The sequence below is a fragment of the Mycobacterium sp. genome, assembly GCF_036488105.1.
In the GTDB taxonomy this organism is placed as follows: Bacteria; Actinomycetota; Actinomycetes; order Mycobacteriales; family Mycobacteriaceae; genus Mycobacterium.
Genome location: NZ_DASXHW010000515.1, coordinates 1 through 19,593, shown reverse-complemented (window position 1 = coordinate 19,593; position 19,593 = coordinate 1). Strand labels below are relative to the sequence as shown.

17 protein-coding genes, 1 tRNA gene and 1 pseudogene are annotated in these 19,593 nt (G+C 63.4%); 11 read left to right on the top strand and 8 right to left on the bottom strand.

Translation table 11 applies throughout. The features are described 5' to 3' along the window. Positions 1-912: 912 nt before the first annotated feature. Together VGH54_RS27100 and VGH54_RS27095 are read right to left on the bottom strand one after the other, a co-directional pair. Positions 913-2,022, bottom strand: coding sequence for an acyl-CoA dehydrogenase family protein (locus VGH54_RS27100; protein WP_331515217.1), 1,110 nt, complete (start codon positions 2,020-2,022; stop codon positions 913-915). Continuing rightward, on the bottom strand, positions 2,015-3,292 hold the full coding sequence (locus VGH54_RS27095; protein ID WP_414688821.1) for an acyl-CoA dehydrogenase family protein: 1,278 nt from the start codon (positions 3,290-3,292) through the stop codon (positions 2,015-2,017). Before VGH54_RS27095 ends, VGH54_RS27100 begins: the two co-directional genes overlap by 8 nt. 86 nt (positions 3,293-3,378) lie before the next feature. Between VGH54_RS27095 and VGH54_RS27090 the strand changes: the two genes are divergently transcribed. From VGH54_RS27090 to VGH54_RS27075, 4 genes are all read left to right on the top strand, one after another. Further along, positions 3,379-4,158 carry an SDR family oxidoreductase gene (locus tag VGH54_RS27090; protein WP_331515216.1) on the top strand — a complete coding sequence of 260 codons (780 nt, stop codon included), beginning with the start codon at positions 3,379-3,381 and terminating at the stop codon, positions 4,156-4,158. A 329-nt stretch (positions 4,159-4,487) separates the two neighbouring features. Continuing rightward, positions 4,488-4,883 (top strand): nuclear transport factor 2 family protein, encoded by a 396-nt coding sequence (locus VGH54_RS27085; protein WP_331515215.1) that lies wholly within the window; start codon positions 4,488-4,490, stop codon positions 4,881-4,883. Between the two features lie 12 nt (positions 4,884-4,895). Further along, positions 4,896-5,711: an SDR family NAD(P)-dependent oxidoreductase gene (locus VGH54_RS27080; protein ID WP_331515214.1), complete on the top strand. Its 816-nt coding sequence runs from the start codon at positions 4,896-4,898 to the stop codon at positions 5,709-5,711. 134 nt (positions 5,712-5,845) lie between these two features. Beyond that, a complete protein-coding gene (locus VGH54_RS27075; RefSeq protein ID WP_331515213.1) occupies positions 5,846-7,015 on the top strand; it encodes a cytochrome P450 in 1,170 nt (389 codons plus the stop codon). Positions 7,016-7,161: 146 nt separating this feature from the next. On the opposite strand, the gene VGH54_RS27070 is transcribed toward VGH54_RS27075, so the two are convergent. Beyond that, entirely contained in the window at positions 7,162-8,346 is a 1,185-nt protein-coding gene (locus VGH54_RS27070; protein ID WP_331515212.1) for an acyl-CoA dehydrogenase family protein, read from the bottom strand. Positions 8,347-8,385: 39 nt separating this feature from the next. Further along, positions 8,386-9,180, bottom strand: coding sequence for an enoyl-CoA hydratase/isomerase family protein (locus tag VGH54_RS27065; protein WP_331515211.1), 795 nt, complete (start codon positions 9,178-9,180; stop codon positions 8,386-8,388). A gap of 169 nt (positions 9,181-9,349) precedes the next feature. Between VGH54_RS27065 and VGH54_RS27060 the strand changes: the two genes are divergently transcribed. Together VGH54_RS27060 and VGH54_RS27055 are read left to right on the top strand one after the other, a co-directional pair. After that, positions 9,350-10,237: an SDR family NAD(P)-dependent oxidoreductase gene (locus VGH54_RS27060; RefSeq protein WP_331515210.1), complete on the top strand. Its 888-nt coding sequence runs from the start codon at positions 9,350-9,352 to the stop codon at positions 10,235-10,237. A gap of 130 nt (positions 10,238-10,367) precedes the next feature. Then, positions 10,368-11,900: an acyl-CoA synthetase gene (locus VGH54_RS27055; RefSeq protein ID WP_331515209.1), complete on the top strand. Its 1,533-nt coding sequence runs from the start codon at positions 10,368-10,370 to the stop codon at positions 11,898-11,900. Between the two features lie 326 nt (positions 11,901-12,226). Here VGH54_RS27055 and VGH54_RS27050 read toward each other — a convergent pair whose 3' ends face one another. The 3 genes from VGH54_RS27050 to VGH54_RS30125 all read right to left on the bottom strand — a co-directional run bounded on the left by VGH54_RS27050 (position 12,227) and on the right by VGH54_RS30125 (position 13,946). Continuing rightward, positions 12,227-12,418 carry a helix-turn-helix transcriptional regulator gene (locus VGH54_RS27050; protein WP_414688820.1) on the bottom strand — a complete coding sequence of 64 codons (192 nt, stop codon included), beginning with the start codon at positions 12,416-12,418 and terminating at the stop codon, positions 12,227-12,229. A 129-nt stretch (positions 12,419-12,547) separates the two neighbouring features. After that, positions 12,548-12,841: a hypothetical protein gene (locus VGH54_RS27045; RefSeq protein ID WP_331515207.1), complete on the bottom strand. Its 294-nt coding sequence runs from the start codon at positions 12,839-12,841 to the stop codon at positions 12,548-12,550. Positions 12,842-13,718: 877 nt separating this feature from the next. Continuing rightward, positions 13,719-13,946, bottom strand: a complete 228-nt coding sequence (locus VGH54_RS30125) for a hypothetical protein (protein ID WP_414688818.1) — start codon at positions 13,944-13,946, stop codon at positions 13,719-13,721. A 1,071-nt stretch (positions 13,947-15,017) separates the two neighbouring features. Between VGH54_RS30125 and VGH54_RS27040 the strand changes: the two genes are divergently transcribed. The 5 genes and pseudogenes from VGH54_RS27040 (at position 15,018) to VGH54_RS27020 (ending at position 19,405) form a co-directional block, all read left to right on the top strand. Beyond that, on the top strand, positions 15,018-15,506 hold the full coding sequence (locus VGH54_RS27040) for a septation ring formation regulator EzrA (protein WP_331515206.1): 489 nt from the start codon (positions 15,018-15,020) through the stop codon (positions 15,504-15,506). Positions 15,507-16,545: 1,039 nt separating this feature from the next. Next, positions 16,546-16,725 carry a helix-turn-helix domain-containing protein gene (locus VGH54_RS27035; protein ID WP_331515205.1) on the top strand — a complete coding sequence of 60 codons (180 nt, stop codon included), beginning with the start codon at positions 16,546-16,548 and terminating at the stop codon, positions 16,723-16,725. Beyond that, positions 16,722-16,865: pseudogene (locus VGH54_RS27030) on the top strand (Arm DNA-binding domain-containing protein); the annotation flags it as partial. The gene VGH54_RS27035 and the pseudogene VGH54_RS27030, both read left to right, overlap by 4 nt. A 147-nt stretch (positions 16,866-17,012) precedes the next feature. Then, positions 17,013-18,056: a tyrosine-type recombinase/integrase gene (locus VGH54_RS27025; RefSeq protein ID WP_414688819.1), complete on the top strand. Its 1,044-nt coding sequence runs from the start codon at positions 17,013-17,015 to the stop codon at positions 18,054-18,056. 155 nt (positions 18,057-18,211) lie between these two features. Further along, positions 18,212-19,405 (top strand): IS481 family transposase, encoded by a 1,194-nt coding sequence (locus tag VGH54_RS27020; protein ID WP_414688817.1) that lies wholly within the window; start codon positions 18,212-18,214, stop codon positions 19,403-19,405. Between the two features lie 45 nt (positions 19,406-19,450). On the opposite strand, the gene VGH54_RS27015 is transcribed toward VGH54_RS27020, so the two are convergent. After that, positions 19,451-19,527, bottom strand: a tRNA-Met gene (locus VGH54_RS27015). Positions 19,528-19,593 lie beyond the last annotated feature (66 nt).

Below are 19,593 nucleotides of genomic sequence, written 5' to 3'. Positions count from 1 at the left end.
GCCTGCAGTGGTGATCAGCGACCGGCCCGCGCGGCTGTCAAGGGGTTTGGGGCTGGTTGGGAGCATGGGCCTGGGCCACCCAGCACAGGGAGCACGGATCTTTCCTGACCGCATCGTCGAACAGGTTCACATCCACTTGGTTTGGCCCGTCATCTGAAACCAGTAAGCACTAACTTCTATACGTTAGAGGGCACCTAATCTGAAGTCAATCCTTCTTTCGCGGGCCGGGAATTCGCCTCCCTGGCCCAGATGCAGGGCGACGCAGTCCGGTGGGCTACCGACGTCTACCGACGGCACAAGCATCGGAGCCTGGACGGTCAGACACCGGCATCAGTTTTCACCGCGATCGAGCGAGATGCGCTGATACCGTTGCCGCCAAGGTCATTTGACGAGTTGTCGACGGTGAACGCTCTGCACCGCCTACGGGCCATCCAAGGAATCCTCCGACTACGCGACACCTATGGCGACCCCCAGAGGCGGCACATTCGCGCATTCGGCCCCCGCGTCGGCAACGACCATCAAACCCTTCCTGCAACGCTCTGGCGATCAGCCAAAACGACTATGCACGACAGTCATTCGATTCCGCCCGATTCCAGCCCGGTTTGTACCCGATCCGTACCCGAATTCCTGGGTGGAGCTACAAACCGCTACCCGGGGAAGTCTCTGCAACGTCCTCGTCCACCGCCCACAGGACGAATCGGTGACGCGGTAGGTCATGATTGAACCCAAACGTATGCCCTGTCGCAAAAGCTACCAGACACATCGTTGGAGCTCTGCCGAGACAACCTCTGCCTCAACGTTTTCGCGGACGAATCACAGGTTTACCTGGCGCCAGATCATCGATAATGTCGGAATATTGCTTCCTCCCGAGGATTTCATCCGCGCCTTGGCCGCGTTCCAACTCTCGTCGGGCTAAGCAACGTCTTGAGAACGGTCGATCACGATCGAAGCTATTCGATCTAGATGCTCGTCAGCGCTACCGAGAAGTGCTGCATCGGTGACTGCACGTTTGAGGTAGAGGTGTGCTGGATGCTCCCAGGTAAATCCGATACCTCCGTGAATCTGAATCGCGCTGTTAGCGACAGACAGAAAGGCTTGTGAGCAGGTTGCCTTTGCGATGCTCGCGACAAGCCGGGGATTGTCCGTGGCTGTCTGAAGTGAACCGGCCGCGTGATACGCCGCCGACCGTGCATGTTCCACAAGCACTAACATGTCGGCGCACCTGTGCTTTATCGCTTGGAACGAACCGATTCGTCTACCGAACTGCCTACGCGTTCCCGCGTAATCGACGCACATGTCTAGCAGTCTTTGGGCGCCGCCAACCTGCTCCGCCGCCAAAAGCGTTGTGCCTACCCAGAGCGCACGTTCGATAGCGTCGTGGGCATCAGCTCCCTCTGCAAGCAAGCGGCCTTGAACACCGTCGAACGAGACCCGCGCCTGACGCCGTGTCTGGTCGAGCGTTGGAAGCTTTACTCGATCGGCGCCGTCCACGAGGAACAGACCAAAACCTTCCGAACGCTTCGCTGCCACGATTAGCAAATCGGCGCTACCGTCGACGACTTGGGGTAGTTCACCCGTCAGGAGTCCGCCGGATTCCCCAACACTGATCGACTGTGCATCGAATTCCATGCCGCTGTGCGGTAAGGCGACGGCGGCCGTGCTTTGACCGCGAATCACCGACGGGAGCACTTGGTCGCCGCCGAGAGCGGAAAGCAGTGGAATAGCAAGATCGACCGTCCCGAATACGGGTCCGGGCAGCAAACTTCGTCCGAACTCCTCGCAGGCGATCGCCTGTTCCACCAGCCCGGCGCCGGCCCCCTCCAGATCCTCGGGCACAGAGAGTCCGAACGTTCCTATCTCAGAGCCAAGGCGGATCCAGGTAGCTCGGTCGAAGCCATCCGATGTGTCCACGAGTGTTCGAACAGCGCTTTCAGATGTCGTGGACGCCAAAAACTTCCGAAGGGAAGCACGTAACTCTTCCTGCTCAACAGTGGGTGCGTATCCCGGTAGCGGCTCAGCCACGGGCTATCTCCTTCCAAGCTTTTCCGGAGTCCGCTCGCAAATCTCCAGGTAATCCAAGGATTCGCTCACCGAGGATGTTTCGAAGCACCTCAGAGGTGCCTCCCTCAATGGTGTTCGCACGCGAGCGCAGGAATAAGTGCTGGACGGAGGAAAACGCATCGCTTCTGCGCAACGAATCGATCGCGCCGTAGTCATCGTGCAGGCTGGCCTCCACTCCAAGCAGATCCATACAGAACTCGTAAACGGCCTGATTTAGCTCCGCCGATACAAGCTTCGAGATCGCACCTTCTGGGCCCGGCGAACCGAGCTTTGAGGTCGCGCGCGCACGCTGTCCGGTGATGCGCTGAACTTCAGCCCGAGTCCACAACCTTGCGAGCCGATCTCGAAGTACAGCCGTGTGCTTGTCCGGTCTTTCACGCCAGAGCACCATTGCATCAGAGATGGAGCCTGCCCCGCGAAGGGATGATCCGCCCCCGATCGCCGATCGCTCGTTCATGAGCGTCGTCATCGCGACTCGCCATCCGTCGCCCGTTGGCCCGAGTCGGTGAGTATCCGGTATCCGGACTTCGGACAGAAAGACTTCGTTGAACTCTGAGTGACCGGTCATCTGCCGGAGCGGCCGAACGTCGACACCCGGAGCGTGCATGTCAAGGATGAAGTAGGTCAACCCCTTGTGCTTCGGCACATCAGGGTCGGTGCGTGCGAGCAGCAGTGCGTAGCGAGCGACTTGAGCTCCGCTTGTCCAGACCTTTTGGCCATTCACCACCCAGTCATCACCAGTGCGCACCGCCATGGTCGCGAGGCCCGCAAGGTCTGAGCCCGCCCCTGGCTCGCTAAAGAGTTGGCACCAGATGTGTTCGCAGCTAGCGAGGGGACGCAGTAATTCATGTGTGAGCTCGGGTCGCGCGTGCTCCACGATTGTGGGGGCCGCCATTCCATACCCGATGGGATTCAACGTGAATGGATGCGTGCCGCCGGCGTCGTGCAGGACCACATCGGCGGATGCCTGAAGGCCGCGCGGAACACCAAGACCGCCGAGACCCTTGGGGAAATGAACCCACGTGAGCCCCGCGTCAAACCAGGCCCCGAGAAAGTGCCGCCGGCTCATCGATCGCGGATCGTGCCGGCTGACCAATTCGAGTGCCTGACGTTCGACGTACGCCGACGCCGTCTCGGTGTCGACCGTTGGCTGAGTCATATATTCAGCATACGTGTGAGTGCTTACTTCTTTCAAGGCCGTTGTCTTCGGCGGCGCTGAGGTACTGGGCATCGCGGGTGTAAGCACTCACTGATATGTAGTCTCGAAGCGCAACTGCGGCGCCGGGTAGCGCAGCGTGAGAAGGGGGCTGTTAGCACATGAGCAACCGATTGACCGGTCGTGTCGCCCTAGTGACAGGTGGCTCACGGGGTGTGGGGGCCGGTGTTGCGCGCCGACTCGCCCACGAAGGTGCGTGCGTTGCCGTGCACTATCAACGCGATGCGCAGGCGGCGTCCGCTGTCGTTGCGCAAATCACCGACGGTGGCGGCACGTCGGCCGCGTTTCAGGCATCGATGGACGACTTCGACGCGGTGGACCAGATGTGCGACGCCGTGTCAGAGCGGTTCGGGGCCGTCGATCTCCTAGTGAGCAACGCAGGCTCCGCGAGCCGCGGAAACACGGTCGCCAACTCGCCGTTGTCCGAGTTCGACCAGCTGCTCCGCATTCACACCTTTGGCCCGCTCCATATGATTCGCCGGCTGCTGCCCGGCCTTCGCCAGGCCGTCCGCGGGGATATCGTTGCCATCTCCAGCACCACGGTCACCGACGCCCCCGCCAACGCCGCGCCATACACCATGGCGAAAGCAGCCCTGGAAGTCGCGATACGAACTCTCGCCCGCGAAGAGCGTGGCAGTGCGATTCGCGCCAACATCGTTGCCCCAGGGCTGGTAGACACCGATATGGGCGCCCGGCTTGTTCACGCAGTCCATGCGGGCCAGAAACTTTCCGACTTGCATACGCGCTTCCCGTTCGGGCATGTCTGTCAGCCGGACGATGTCGCCGCGGCGGTTGCCTTTCTCACCAGTGAGGACGGCAGCTACATCACTGGCCAGCGGATCGTCGTGGACGGAGGGGGATCAGATCCGGAAATGTTCTGACTCGGAACCCGCGCCCCCCGTAACCCAGCACCCGACGAAGGGCCACGCAGGGCACGCTCTCCGGGATGTGGTCACCCGCCGAACGGCGAGCTCCACATTGTGTCCACCGCTTGATCGATCCGCTCGAGCGGATCATCAGACCACTGACGACGGTACCGAAGATCGTCGACGCGGGAATCTGGCGACTCCTAGGCTCGAGCATCAGCCCTGCCTGATATATGTAAGTAATCGCTTGCTCTCTTTTTCGGCCGCTGATACGTTCGGGGCGGTGTCACCGCCGGCGTCCTGTTCGTCGCCGCCGGCGCCGGCGATCGCTAGGGAGGCGTTTGATGTCTGAGGTGCAGGATCTGGCGGAGCGTTGGCTCGGGGCGTTGCATGCGCTCGACATACCCACCGCCGTCGAATTGTTGGCAGACGACGCAGTATTGGAAATGCCGCTCGCGCCTCCGGGTCTTCCAAATCGTTTCGAGGGAAAGGCGGCCATCCGCACATTTCTCACTGGCACCCAGCTGTTCTCGAAGCTGGAGTTCCACGACATCGATGTCCACCTGACCTCCGACCCGGAGCTCGCCGTCGTCGAGTTCCGGTCGACCGGAACGTTCGAGGCCACCGGCCTCGAGTATGCGAACCGCTATGCGCTCGTCATCCGTGCCCGAGAGGGTCAGGTCGTGCTGTATCGCGAGTACTTCAATCCATTGGCGCTCGCCAGCGCCTTCCAAAGTTGAGGAGCCTGAATCATGTCAACACTCACACTTGCGGATCGAGTTGCGATCGTGACCGGCGCAGCGTCGGGCATCGGAGCGGCCACCGCGTCGCTGTTAGCCCAGCGGGGGGCCAAGGTCTGCTGCGCGGATCTCGACGATGCCGGCGCCAAGGCCGTGGCCGATGACATCGCTCAGGCAGGCGGCCAGGCCTTCTCGATCGGCGTGGATGTCGCCGACCAGGAACAGAACGAGCGCATGGCCGAGGCCACCGTCGAGCACTACGGCGCCTTACACATCGCGGTGCTCAACGCTGGGATCCCTTCGGCGCGTTCGCTGCTCGATATCCCACTCGCCGAGTGGGAGCGGACGATCGCGATCAACCTCAGCGGTCCGTTCCTCGGGTTGCAGTCATGTGGCCGCAGGATGGCGGCATCAGGGGGCGGCGCGATCACCCTCACGTCGTCGGCGATGGGGATCCTCGGGACCTTTACGGGTGCCGCATACGGCGCGAGCAAACATGGGGTGTTGGGACTGATGAAAAGCGCCGCCGTCGATCTCGCTCCGCACGGCATCAGGGTCAACGCTGTGTGCCCCGGAACGATCGACACGCCGATACTCGGCCCCCTCCACGACGCGCCAGAGCTGCTCGCGCAAGTGATGGGCCCTACCAGCCCGAGCGGCCGGGTGGGATCGGCAAGCGAGGTCGCCGAGGTCCTCGCGTTCCTCGTCAGCGACGCCGCATCGTTCATGACGGGCGCAACGGTGTGCATCGACGGTGGCATGACCTCGACGATGGGACCCTTCGGGGCACCGGGCGAGGGCATCGCCGCGCTGATTGGCGTCGACTAACGCCGCGGTGGGCAGTGAGCGCCATTCCAGTGAGATAGTGGGCGCTTTCAGAATAGTCAACGAGTCGGGATGGCCTTGCCGCTGGATCGACGTGACGATAGTGTGTACATACTTATTTGCGAGGAGGAGCGGGCGTGGAATTCAACCTGTTCAGTCAGGAAATCGTCGACGACCCGTACCCCTGGTACCGCGAGCTCCGCGGTATAGGTCAGCCGGTGAAGAACGACCTCTTCGGGTTCTGGATGGTGGGCACCCACGAACATGTCACGACTGTGCTGCGGGACCCGGGACGCTTCTCCAGCGAGGCGATGGGGAACATCGGCCGGGTCGGTGAGGCGTTCGCGAAGGAGAGCATGTCTGCTGCGGATCCGCCGGAGCATCACCGCCTCCGCAACGTGGTGCAGCGCGCCTTCACACCGAAAGCGGTGAACAACCTTCACGCGTACACCGAGATGCTCAGCAAGGAGCTGCTGGCGGACATCGAGCCCGGAAAGCCATTCGACCTGCTCTCGACGATGGCCGACACGCTGCCGCTGCGCGTCATCTCACGCATGATGGGCGTCGCTGGCGCGGACGAGGATGCGTTCCGGCACTCGGCGAATGCCCTCGTGGTCGGCAACGGGATCCTGGCAAGTCCCGAGCAGGCCGAGGCTGCCGTCGATGCGGGCAAGGCGCTCCGGAAGTACTTCTCGGAGCTCATACCCGCACGTCGCGCCGACCCGGGCGACGACCTGGTCAGCGGTCTCATCAAAGCAAACGAGAACGACACGCTCGGCGACAACGAGCTTCTCGCTACCTGCGTCTTCTTCCTGTTTGCCGGCATGGAGACTACGACCAACCTGATCACGAATGCGGCGCTCGCCCTGACGGAGTTCCCCGAGCAGCACGCCCGGCTCATCGCCGAGCCGTCTCTGATGCCGTCTGCGATCGAGGAGTTGCTCCGGTACTGCAGCCCGCCCCAGGCGGTGCTCCGGACGGCGACCGAGGACGTCGAGATCGCGGGACAAACGATCTCGAAGTCCGACAACGTCATCGTGCTGATCGGGTGCGCCGACCGCGACGACGAAGTCTTCCCTCGGGCGGATCAGCTGATCCTGGACCGAGACCCGAACCCGCACGTCGCGTTCAGTTTTGGTCCGCACTACTGCCTTGGAGCGAGCCTCGCTCGCCTGCAGGTTCGGATCGCCCTTGCCCATCTTCTCGAGCGCGCCCCCGGCTTCCGGCGAGCGAACCTCGCTGAGCAGTTGGCCTACCGACCCGGGTTCTTCATCCGCTCCGTCGAGCGGCTCGACCTCGTCTACTGAGGCACCCCAGCTCAAGCGGCGGCAGCGAATCGAACAGTGTTCGCCGCGCATATGATTTCGGACTTGCATAGCCTCGGGGCACAGGATCCAGAGGTAGCCCTTCGGGCCCGGCTCCCGAAAGCGTGACGTCTGCCATCGAAGGGTACCTACGCGAAGGGGATACCCGGATCGATGCCGCAGAGCACCTTGCCGTACATCTCGTTCAGGGTCGACTCGAGGAATAGCGCGTGCAGAGCGAGGGCGTGCAGATCCCGGATGGTCCGGGGCAGCGGGTCGCTCCGACGAAGGGCGCTGGCGCCGGACGCGGCCTCGACAATGTCGCCGACCTCACGGCATAACCGGATACCCCAGGCCCCGTCGGCTCGGCTGCGCCAACGGGTGATGAGGTCGACCTCGTCGCCGAGGAGCGCCGTGTCGATGATGCGCTGCGAATGGAACCGGGCCTGGTCTAGCTTCATGGTCGCCTCGGCCATCTGGAGGTGGGTGACCGTCGCGTCGGCCTGGCGGAGGTACAGCGTGTAGGCGATTGCTCGCTTATGGATCGATGCTGACAGGGAATCGAGGGCTCGCCGCGCGAGCCCGAGCGGCGCGCCCACGAACCCCGCGCCGAGCGTGAGCATCGGCAGCGAGCGGTAGTAAGGGTCGGCCCGCGTGAGCTCGGACGCAGCGCGCCCTTGCATGAGGTCCTCGACGCGGAGCACGCGATGAGAGGGCACGAATGCGTCGGTGACGCTGAGGCTGTCGGACCCCGTGGCGATGAGGCCGGTGACGTCCCAGTCATTGCCGGACACGCACTCCGCTCGTGGCACCGCGCACAGACCGACGTCGAAGCCTCCGTCCTCGGTGGTGATCATGGCAGCGAGGATCGCCCAGCCGGCGTGGTGCTGGCCCGAGCAGAAGAACCACTTGCCGGAGAGGGTGTAGCCGCCGTCGACCGGCATGGCGCCACCACCGGGAGTGAAGACAAGGATCCCGAGTGAATTGTCGCTGCCGTAGATATCGTCCTGGGCCTCGTCGGGGAACAGCGCCGATACGTACCCTACGGAGGCGTAGACGCTTGCGACGAACGCCGTCGAACCGCACCCAACGGCGAGTTCCTCGATCATCTGCCCGAACTCGTCCAGCGGAAGCTGTGCGCCACCGTGACGACGCGGAGCGAGGGCGGTGGTGATGCCGGCGGCCTGGAGGTCGGCCACCGTCTCGTCCGGTAGCCGTCGGAGCAGCTCGGCCTCGTCGGCGCGCTCGGCCAGCTGCGGGACGAGGTCTATGGCCGCCTGGACAAGGTCGGCCTCTAGGAGTGCGGACTCGTCGGATTTAGCAGTAACTGTCATGCCCATACACGATAGTTAGTGCTAACTATATCGTCAACGCTACCGGCTGGTGAACCGCGGCGGTCGCTTCTCGCGATACGCGGACATGGCCTCGGCGCCGTCCTCGGTCATCGACGCGGCTACTTGCAGACTGTTCTCGAGGCGTAGCGCCGCAGCGAGCGGCAGGTCCACGCCGGCCCAGGTCACCTGCTTCGTCCCACGCAAGGCGAACGGGCTGTTCGCGGCGATCTCGTGTGCCAGCGCGATGGCGGCATCCAGCAGCTCGTCGTCGGGGACGACGCGGTTTACCAGGCCAAGCCGTTCCGCCTCTTCTGCAGCCACTGGGCGACCGGTCAGCAGCAGCTCCAACGCCCTGCCGGTCCCGACCAGGCGCGGGAGGTGCCAGCTGAGCCCGCACTCCCCGCCCGACAGCCCGATCTTGATCGACGCGACGTGCAGCATCGCTGATGCGCCTGCTACCCGGAGGTCGGCGGCCAGCGCGAGGGCGAGTCCGGCGCCCGCTGCCGGCCCGTTGATCGCTGCGATGACGGGTTGCTCGATCGAGCGCAGCCTGAGTGGCATGGTGCTGAACAGCTGCTGGAGGTCGACGCTGCCGACGATGCCATCGCGAGCGGCCTCCAGAGTGCTCTCGTCCGTAAGGTCGCCTCCAGCGCAGAACGCCGCGCCCTCGCCGGTAAGGATGATGACTCGAACGCGACGGTCGGCACCGGGCGCCTGCAGGGCGTCGAGGAGCTCACGCACAAGCGCCACGCTGAGCGCATTGCGGCGCGATTGCCGCTGCAGTCGAATGACGGCGATGCCGTCGTTGGGCAGCTCTACCTCAACAAGATTCATCTGTCGCACCCCTGGTCCCCCGTGCCGTTGCACCGAAGGAAGTCAGTGCATACTATATAACGGACGATGAGGGCTATCGACGGCGGGAGAGACGTTGAGCGAGACCGGCACCACGGGACGAGCAGCCCGATCGGTCCTGGCCGTGGCGTCACAGCTGCGGCGGCGGCCGATGCCAATCGGCGATGCCGACAGGAGCATTGAAGGTCGAGGTCGCGTCGCACTTGTGACGGGGGGATCCGCCGGCGTTGGATGGACGATGTGCGAGCTGCTCGCGGCGAAGGGCTTCGACGTCGTGCCCGTCGCTCGCCGCATGGACCGCCTCGAGTGCCTTGCCTTGCGGCTCGAGGACCGCTGGGGGATTCGCGCCCGCCCGATCGCCGCCGACTTGGGGGATCCGTTGGCGGGCAGCCACATTGCATCGACGCTGGCAGACCTCGGCCTGCGCATCGACGTCCTCGTCAACAACGCCGGCTATGCACAACCGGGTTCGTATCTCGACAGGACGTGGGAGGACCAGCACCGCTACCTGCAGGTCCTCGCGGTCAGCAGCGCTGAGCTCACCCGTCGCTTGCTTCCCGGCATGGTCGAGCGCGGCTGGGGACGCGTGATCAACGTCAGCTCGATCGGTGGGCTGCTCGCCGGCGTACCCGGTCAGGCGCTGTACGCGGCGTCAAAGGCCTTTTTGGTGAAGCTCAGCGAGAGCATCGCGGCCGAGTACGAGCGAGACGGCGTCCGCTCGACGGCGGCGGTGCTCGGGCCCACGCGGACCGAGTTCAACGAGGTCGCAGGCCTCACGGACTACTTCGACGAGCACCCTCTGTTGAGTCTATGGACGATGGCGCCCGAGCCAGTCGTCCGCAAGGTGTACGAGGCCAGCGCCAAGGGCCGTCGTGTCGTAGTCCCGGGCACTGCCAACCGGGTGGCCGCCGCGCTGGTCGTCCACACCCCTCCCCGTCTGCGCTACGCGCTCAGTCGCCTCACCGCTGACGCGGGCCAGCCGGGCGCCTCCCCGCTGCCGGATGGAGCCGACCTCTCGAGCGCCGAAGCCACGCGATGACGACCACGCATGCCCGCGAGCACGTCTACAACGCGGTCATCGTCGGAGCGGGGTTCGCGACCTCGCGCATTAGATAGATAGTGAGTGATTACTGTATTTCTACCACCGCGCCCACTCGAAAGGAAGCGCCATGACCGACGCGAACGTTCGGTGCGGGGACCGGTTCACCTCGCTGACTGACGTACAACTGCAGGCGGCCCGGATAGCCACCGGGCTCCGATCGCTGGGCGCGCAGCAGGGCGACGCCGTCGCCCTGCTGCTGCGCAACGACATCCCTTTCATCACCGCGACGCTCGGCGCCGCGACAGCCGGCGCTCGGCCGACGCCGATCAACTTCCACAGCAGCGCCGAGGAGGTCGGCTACGTACTCGCCGACTCGGGCGCTAAGGTGCTCGTCGGTCACACGGACCTCCTCCGGAGCCTCCCGCCGTCGCTCACGAAGTCGTTGACTACGGTCCACGTCGAGACCCCACCGGACATCGCGGACGCATTCGGCCTGTCACCGGATGACGGCGCGGTGCCCGACAGTGAGCTGTCCTGGTCGACCTTGGTCGCCGGCCACGACCCGCTCACCGACGCTCCAGGTGGGAGTCCCTTCAGCGTGATCTACACGTCAGGGACGACCGGCCACCCCAAGGGCGTCAAGCGAGCAGTGGCCACGCCCGAGCAGCAGTCCAGGTTGGCCCAAGTCGCTGCGCGGGTGCTCGGGCTCCGGCCCGGGTCGACGATGCTGATCGCGACACCGCTGTACCACAGCGCACCGAACTCCGCAGCAGTCTTCGCCGTCCACCTCGGGTGCTCCGTCGTGCTCGTCCCGCGCTTCGAGCCGGAGGTCCTCCTCGAGCTGATCGAGGCCCACCGGGTCACCACCGCCCTGATGGTGCCAACGATGTTCAACCGCCTTGTCAAGCTCCCGGACGAGGTGAAGGCGAGGTACGACCTCAGCTCGATCGAGCACGTCATCCACACGGCTGCGCCCTGCCCCAACGAGACGAAGCGCCGCATGATCGAGTGGTGGGGCCCGGTCATCTGCGAGTCCTACGCCTCGACCGAGGTCGGCTCGGTCACGTTCTGTACCTCGGAGGAGTGGCTCGAGCGCCCTGGGACGGTCGGCCGTCCCCTTCCGGAGGCGACAATCAAGATCCTCGACGCCGAGGGCAAGGAGCTCCCGATCGGCGAGGTCGGTGAAGTGTTCGCCCGCCTCGATGCGATCGCCGACTTCACCTACCACGACAAGGACGAGCTGCGGCGCGAGGTCGAGACGGGCGGGCTGATCACCTCGGGCGACGTCGGCTACATCGACGAGGATGGTTACCTCTTCCTATGCGATCGGAAGCGCGACATGGTGATCTTCGGCGGCACGAACGTGTACCCGGCAGAGATCGAGGCGGTCCTGGTCCACATGCCGGGCGTGACGGACTGCGCCGTGTTCGGGATCCCCGACGAGGACTTCGGTGAGGTGCTCGCCGCGGTCGTGCAGCCGGACCCCGGCGCGGATATCGACGCCGACGATGTGCGGGCCTACCTCGCCGAGCACCTGGCCGGCTACAAGGTGCCCAAGGTGGTGGAGCTGCGCGACGAGTTGCCGCGAGAGGATTCCGGCAAGCTTCTCAAGCGGAAGCTGCGCGATCCGTACTGGGTGGCGGCCGGCCGGCACATCTGAGCCAGCGAACGACCCGTTAGGCGGTTCAGGTGTGACCGGCGGCCTTCGGACGCCCGCCTCGGCCTCCCGGCGGTAGGCCCGTTCGGCGGCCGCAGATGCGGTACTAGTGCTACATTTCAGGAGTGGTGGGCCCCGTTGGCTGGCTTTCCTGAAGAGCCGGACTTTCGGGTGACGATCCGGTCGCGCAAGAGGGCGGCAATGCCGAGACAAGACGCCCCGACGTGCCGCCGCCGGGTCCACCCAGCAATCAACCGCGACTTCAGTGAGGCACGCGCAACGGCGGGCTGTTCCTCAAATTGCTTGAGCGCAATCTGTTCTCGCATTCCTTATTCATCTCGCAGGATTTCAGTGATAGGCACTTCGAGTGCCGCGGCTAGATCGTAGAGCCGCTCAAACAGCAGACTTCGACGTCCTTTTTCAAAGTCGATCAGAAGCGAGCGGTCGATATCCGCCGAAAGCGCTAGCGCCTCCTGCGTGACTCCTCGCTCAAGACGGAGATCACGTACGCGACTACCCACTTCCGCCCGCGTTGCCGCCCACGCTTTGGCGCGATCAGGATCGTTTTGACTTGGTCGAGTGGGCACGCACTCAGTTACGACGTGCTACGGCTTCAAGTCTGCAGGACTAGTACTGCATTTTTAGCTAAACTAGCCAAATGCTCCGCCATCGAAAGAGACCTCGTGGGTTCTTCTAGAGGGCGTCGGCGCACTGAATTCGTGGGCATCTGGCTTCTTCCGGAGGAAAAGGAGGCTTTGGATCGAGCCGCTCAGATAGCCGGGACGAGTATGGGCGCGGCGGTCCGGGCCAGTCTCGCCGTGAATCAGGTAGCCGCCTTGCAGGTTCAAAACGACGGACTTAAACATCAACACGGCCGCCGCGCAACCGAACTCGCTACTGAAACCGGTCCGCCGCGCGGCAAATTTAGCGGGGAAGGCGACCATGCCGTGCCACCTAATGACGGGATAGACGGTGTCGAGCTGCTACACAAGCAACCCAAGAGTCTCAAGCACGGCGACGCGCGCGCTGAGACAGCATCCGACGTAGGGATGGTTACTCTCGCCCAGATCTGTTACCAGCTGTTCGAGTGCCGGCTCGTGCTTGAAGCGCTGCCCTACGAGGTTGATCTCAACCTCGTAGAACTCGTACGAGACATCTCGACAGCTCAACAATCAGCTCGCCAGGCCTACAGCGCCGCTAGTCTGCTTCATAAGGGCGCTGCGCTCGAGCAGCGTTGCGATACAAGCCCGTCGAGGCCAGACGCGATCTCCGCTCGGCACCTGGCCGCTGTTGCGGCCGGCGCGCCGCGCGTGGCCCCGGATGTATCCAGGACGGACACGTTTAGCGACGGACTCAATGATCATCGCGGGCCTGACCGCACTAAAGACATTGTCGGGCCTAGGCCGAACTGCGAGGCGGTCCTGCGCGACGGATCGCGGCGCTGCATGAAGCCTGCGTTATATCTAGGCGCTGGGCGCTGGGCACGGAACTGCCACGTACACGCGACGACAGCCGACCGAGATCGCTTGTGCAAGCACGAAGGGATTGGCGTCGCCGCCGAGGAAAACGATGAGCGAACGCGCAAAGAAGTGCTACGCGTGTTTGGCCAAGCCGTGATGTTCAGTTGGGCGGACGCTCACGACGAAGCATCACAATCTTCGTCGACAGCGACCGCTCGAGGCACAACTCGAAAGCTAGGTTCGAAAAAGCGTAGCGTTTAACTAGACGGCGGGCGGCGAACGTCGGCACGCGACGACATCGGAGCGCTGACCGCGACAGTTCACCAATCTTGTGCCGCCTCACGCGGCATACGAGCGCGAGCTACACGCGTGCTCGGTGCTGCTCGTCTGTGATCGCACCGGATGCGAAGTCAACCAGGTCGTCGATCGATTCTGCTGACGGAAGATGACCTTCCAAGACGCTGTTTGCGATCGCGCTACGTACCAATCCCCGTACCGGCGGTGGCGAACCACCGCAGCGCGTGTCGATGTAGCGCCACAATGAAGTCAGCTCCGGATCTGGGCTTCCTAGATGCTCGCGATCTGTCATCGCTACCCCGTCGCTCCCAGTCTCTTCTTTGGCTCGCATTAGGCGACCGATCGACGTGCTGACTGGGCATCAAAGATGTGCTCGAAGGCGCAAACCCGCTGCCGAGCGTCAGCGACCGGTGCCCGGCATTATTTTACAGACAGCTTCGGTGCCCATGCCGTCTTCACCGCCAGCGAGCGAGGCACCGCATTGGGGCGCTCCGGCAATGCCCAGCCGCTCATACAAGTCCGCGGTCTGGGCATCGCTAGGTATCCCGCCGAGGGCCCGACGGCGCGAACTGAATCCGCGCACGATCTGCTCGCCGGCTCGCACGAAACTGGCATCTCGGCTCACGCGAAAGCCGGTCGCGACCTCTGCATGTTGCGATCGCGCGTTTGTAATAAGCGGCAGGACTGGACTTCGGCGTCAATTTCGTCGCGCGGTCAGGTAGCGGATCCCCCATCGCCGAACTGATACGCCCAAGCGCTTTGACGGCCTGCGACGTACATCGCGCCGGTGCGCATTTGAGCCGTCGTGCGTTCCCGCCGGCGATCAGTTAGGCATGCGCCGCGCGTCTCCGGTTCGTCGCTCGATGGCACAGTTTTCGATGCGAAGAGTACAGCTGCGCGAACGCGACGCCTGGGGCGTTTGGACGGCCGACCGCGGCGGCGATATGGCGTCGCGAGCACCGTCCGCGCCTCAAGACTCACATCCTCCGTTTCACTGATCTCATCGCGATTCTCAGCCCAGCCCTTTCGGATCAGCGATCGGTGTCACTCCCCGCCACTGCTCTGATGCTCTTGCTCAACCAGCCCAACCTTCGTTTTCAAGCTCTCCCTGCACCACACACCTCTTGCATTTAGGTCACGGATTGATAACATTACGTCCGGACGTAATTAATCGGAGGTCGTGGTGGCTGACGAAGATGTCGTGCTCGAAGCACGCACGGATTCCGAACGCGCGTGTCCGCACTGCGGCGACGCCTTTGACTTACCCGAGCGAGGGCCCGGGCGACGCCCCGTCTGGTGCTCACCCCGCTGCCGACGCCTAGCTTCAGCCCAACGCGTCGCGGCCCGCAATGTTGGTGCCGCGGTGCGCGTGATTGAGGTTCCCCGAGCGCACAAGCCTCAGCCCGATGCGCGCCTGCCGCTGCCGGCGATGCATACGCTGATGATGATGTTCCTCGGCTCGGAATACATGTGCCGACTCCTCCTCGAGACGGTCGAGACGCGCTACAAAAGTGGTGCGATCGACGGCGATCTGAAAGTCGCCGCGGAGCGTTTTGCGGCCTCCGTTCGCAGCGAACAAGCCCTGTCCGAGGAACCGGTACACCAGCAAGCTGGCGAGGAACTGAAGCAGCTTCGTTCGCAACTTGTTGCTGAAACTCAGCACGCCAAACGACGCGGCGAAGATCTCGATCGGTTGTACCGCGAGAACGCGTCACTTCGGGCCCGCCTTGGCGAACTGGAAAGCCGCCTAAGCGATGCCGATCCCCCACCGCGTGAGACCCCTCGGCACGGCCAGTCGCCGAGTCGTCAGCAGCGTCGCGCCGCAGAGCGCGCGGCTCGAAGAAAGCCGTGATTCGACATCGAACATGTCCGAGTTCGACGCCGATTTCGGAGACGCTGTGTTCTGTTGACGCGCCGTCGCTCGCGTCGACGCAGTGCTGTGCAAGCGTGATCTCCGGGACACCGCTCGTGGCGTAGCCAGCCAATCTTTTGACGACTCTCAGCTCGATCATGTGCCCATCGACAGGCGCGAGGCACTCGCATGCCAGCCCATTTTTTTACACGCGAGCGCGCCACGCGGCGGCCCTACCGACGACGCTGACGAAGCCCGAAAGTCCGCTCTTCTCGTCAACCTGGTGCTCGGAAGTGGTAGCGGCGACCGTTGCATCTGGGGAAAGAAAATATGGCTTCCAGAGCGCCCTAGGCGCGGCAAGGACGACAGCTTTCTGCGACTCGGGGTCGTTAGCTGATATGCGCACCATGGGACGAATGCCATTCGCCCCGGCCGACCCGCATTTTCGCCGGATAGGCTCAGTTCGGTCATGGAGATCGAGCGGGTCGCGCGGTGCCTTGCGGATGCCTCGCGTTATTCGCGCTTACGGCGCGTTAGCGATGTGCTGCCTTGAAGCCGTTGCACAGCAGCAAGTTTTAGATCGAGGTGCATGCCGGCCCGCTCGGGGATCGGGAGCGGCGGCTTTGTCCGCCAGCCGAGGTTTCGATAAGCAATAACGCAATTAGTGAACACTCAGCCATGTTCACGAATTGCTTCTTTTGATTCAAAATAAGCTCAAAATGCAGCTCGGCGATCGATTGCTGCAAGATAAGCAATAAGCGCCCTAGAAATGTTCGAAACAAGTCGTATGATGCCAACATGGTCACTAATCCACGGGCGCAAAGTGTGGGCGCCTACGCCCATCTTGGGGCCGTCTTTGACCCCACGAGCGCACCCCATGGATGCACTGGGATCGGTTCTCTAAGCCCGTCTCACGCCTGGCTGGCGCCGGTCCGCGCCGATCCTGATGATTCGTCGGCGGCGCGATCTACCAAGGCACACCTGCAGCTGGCCAAATACTCCCCCGCTGCACACGAGCGGCCTTAGGGGGTGAATCAAAATGGACGACAAGGCGTTTAACGAGCTCCCACTTCTTCTGGGAGTGCCGCGCGCTGCCGCGCTGGTCGGCATCAGCCGTGCCGCGGCATACCGGCTCGTCGCGTCTGGCGAGCTCCCGGTCCGTCGACTCGGTGGCCGTGTTTACGTTGTGACCGCTCGACTGCGAGACCTGGCCTCGTGAAAGGTTCTGTCTACCAACGCGGTAAGAAGTGGACTTATCGTTTCCGCGGGCCGGAGCGAGATCCTGACACCGGGGAGTATCCCGTCATCTCGAAGGGCGGCTTCGCGACCGAGAAGGACGCATGGAAGGCCTGCCGCGAGGCTATGGGTGAAGCCGACCGCGGCAGGGTCGTCCGATCGTCGAACCGAACATTCGGCCAGTTCCTCGCGGAGTGGTTCGATGCCGTTAAGGCGTCTGTGGATGCCACCACGTGGCGGAACTGGAACGACTACGCGAACGCGTTTGTCGTGCCGCGAATCGGCGGTCTTGCGCTTCAGCGGCTCGACGAACCACAGCTGCTGAAGCTTTACGCAACGCTACTCGCCGACGGTCGAGTCAAGCGCGATCGAGACAGCGAGATGTACCAGTACTGGCTCGATCGAGTGAATAGCGGCGAGACTCCAACGGCTCGAGAGGTTTCCGATAAATGCGGGACCACTATCCATGCATCGCGGGCCGCGGTCCGTCGCTACAAATTGGGTATCGTCCCGAAGCCGCTTTCAGCAGGCCTGGCGCCGAAAACCGTGCGAAACATCCACGCCCTCATTCACCGGGCCCTGGTCGACGCAGTCGCATGGAAGTACATTGCGCGGAACCCGGCAGGAAATATCAAGCCACCTAAGCTCTCCCGCCGTCGACGGACCGTGTGGACCCCGGAAGAGATTAGGTCTTTCCTGGCGTTTGTGCAGCAGGATCGCTTCGCTGCGTTATTCATGCTTGAACTGACCACCGGGATTCGCCGCGGTCAGATATGCGGTCTGAAATGGTCTGACGTCAACTTGGACCTCGGCGAGATCGTCATTCACGACAACCGCGTCGTTGTCGGCGGTCAGGCGCGCGATAAGGCTGGCGGCAAAACTCACAACGCGGACAAGACAATATCGATCGACCGCGCGACGCTTGCCGCCCTGAACACCTGGCGTCTGAGCCAAGACCGCGAACGCCAGTTCTTCGGTACCGATTACCACCCCGGCGACTACGTCTTCACTTTCGAGGATGGGCGCCCCCCACACCCTGACTCGATTAGACAGCGCTTCGACCGCCTCGCGGCGGCAGCTGGGTTGGCGCGGATCACATTCCACGACTTGCGCCACTCGTACGCCACCGGGGCCCTCAAGGCCGGCGTGAGCCCCAAGGTGGTCAGCGAGCGAATCGGCCACGCAGACGTCGGATTCTTTCTCCAGACTTACGCCCATGTCTTGAAGAACGACGACCGCGCGGCAGCCGAGCAGGCCGCAGCCTTTCTCATCGGATCCGAAGATAAGCCGTCCCAAGACAATGAGCACGGCTAACGTTCACAAATCCGTTCACAACAGACATGAAACGGCCCCCGGAGTGATCTCCGGGGGCCGTTTCTACTGGTAGCGGGGACAGTGTTTGGTTTCAGGACATAGTTGGCAGCTGTCTCGCGACATAGTTGACACCTCATCAGCGTGGGAGGTCAACCATGTCGAAGGCGCAGCTCGTCATCACTGCCGTCGTGCTGGAAGGCCGCAGCAAAAGCGAAGTTGCCCGCGACTACGGCATCTCGCGGTACTGGGTGCAGCAACTGGTCAAACGCTATGAAGCCCAGGGCGCTGCGGCCTTTCAAGCCCGATCACGGCGACCCCACCACAACTCCCACGCCATTGACGCAGCCGTTGAAGACGCCATCATTCGACTGCGCAAAACCTTGACTAAGCAGGGCTACGATGCCGGCGCTGCCACCATCGCCGAACACCTCACCCGTGATCCAGCAGTCACCAACGTGCCTGCTGTGGCGACCATCTGGCGTGCCCTGTCCCGGCGTGGCTTCGTGGCCGCGCAACCACACAAACGCCCGCGGTCAGCCTGGAAACGCTTCTGCGCCGACCAACCCAACGAACTCTGGCAAGCCGACGTCACCCACTGGCATCTCGCCGATGGCACGGGCGCTGAAATCCTCAACCTGCTCGACGACCACTCCCGCCTGGCCATCGCCAGCTACACCCAACCCACCATCGCCGGCCCCGACGTCACCGACATCTTCACCGCCGCCTTCACCCAGTGGGGCACTCCGGCCTCCGTACTGACTGACAACGGAGCCATCTTCACCGCCACACCCCGTCGCGGTGGTCGCACCGCCCTACAGATCATCCTCGGAGAGCTCGGCGTCAAATACTTCTCTTCACGGCCCTATCACCCGCAGACCTGCGGCAAAGTCGAGCGCTTCCACCAGACCCTGAAAAAACACCTCCGCGCCCAACCCCCTGCAGCCACCACCGCCGAACTCCAACACCAACTCGACGACTTCACCACCTACTACAACACCGTGCGCCCGCACCGCGCCATCGGCAGACGAACACCGCTGCAGGCCTTCACTTCCCGACCCAAAGCCTTTCCCACCGCCTACAAGATCCCACCGCACTACCGGGTACGCCACGACCGCATCGACGCCGCCGGCGTCATCACCATCCGCTACAACAGCCGCCTACACCACATCGGATTAAGCAAACGCCGGCGCGGCACCCACGTCATCGTGCTGATCAACAACCGCGACATCCGCGTCCTGGACCGCGACACCGGTCAACTCATCCGCAAACTCACCCTGGACCCCAGCCGGGACTACCAACCACGCGGCGTCAAATGCGGAAACTCACCCGAAAACCGGCTCACGGTGTAAACCATGTCTCGGGACACCTGTCAACGATGTCCCGAGACATGACACTGGTAGCGGGGACAGGATTCGAACCTGCGACCTCTGGGTTATGAGCCCAGCGAGCTACCGAGCTGCTCCACCCCGCGACGGGTGAATACCAGGTTACCGAACGCTCGCGAGGCCGCCAAATCGCGCTCTCACCAGGCTCGACG

Excerpts from the sequence above, each read along its gene's own strand:
- VGH54_RS27045 (WP_331515207.1), bottom strand. The coding sequence starts at position 12,841 with ATGGTCGCCTTCCCCGCTAAATTTGCCGCGCGGCGGACCGGTTTCAGT.
- VGH54_RS27095 (WP_414688821.1), bottom strand. The coding sequence starts at position 3,292 with ATGCCCAGTACCTCAGCGCCGCCGAAGACAACGGCCTTGAAAGAAGTA.
- VGH54_RS27060 (WP_331515210.1), top strand. The coding sequence starts at position 9,350 with ATGCCAATCGGCGATGCCGACAGGAGCATTGAAGGTCGAGGTCGCGTC.
- VGH54_RS27020 (WP_414688817.1), top strand. The coding sequence starts at position 18,212 with ATGTCGAAGGCGCAGCTCGTCATCACTGCCGTCGTGCTGGAAGGCCGC.
- VGH54_RS27070 (WP_331515212.1), bottom strand. The coding sequence starts at position 8,346 with ATGACAGTTACTGCTAAATCCGACGAGTCCGCACTCCTAGAGGCCGAC.
- VGH54_RS27090 (WP_331515216.1), top strand. The coding sequence starts at position 3,379 with ATGAGCAACCGATTGACCGGTCGTGTCGCCCTAGTGACAGGTGGCTCA.
- VGH54_RS27080 (WP_331515214.1), top strand. The coding sequence starts at position 4,896 with ATGTCAACACTCACACTTGCGGATCGAGTTGCGATCGTGACCGGCGCA.
- VGH54_RS27085 (WP_331515215.1), top strand. The coding sequence starts at position 4,488 with ATGTCTGAGGTGCAGGATCTGGCGGAGCGTTGGCTCGGGGCGTTGCAT.
- VGH54_RS27065 (WP_331515211.1), bottom strand. The coding sequence starts at position 9,180 with ATGAATCTTGTTGAGGTAGAGCTGCCCAACGACGGCATCGCCGTCATT.
- VGH54_RS27035 (WP_331515205.1), top strand. The coding sequence starts at position 16,546 with ATGGACGACAAGGCGTTTAACGAGCTCCCACTTCTTCTGGGAGTGCCG.
- VGH54_RS27055 (WP_331515209.1), top strand. The coding sequence starts at position 10,368 with ATGACCGACGCGAACGTTCGGTGCGGGGACCGGTTCACCTCGCTGACT.
- VGH54_RS30125 (WP_414688818.1), bottom strand. The coding sequence starts at position 13,946 with ATGACAGATCGCGAGCATCTAGGAAGCCCAGATCCGGAGCTGACTTCA.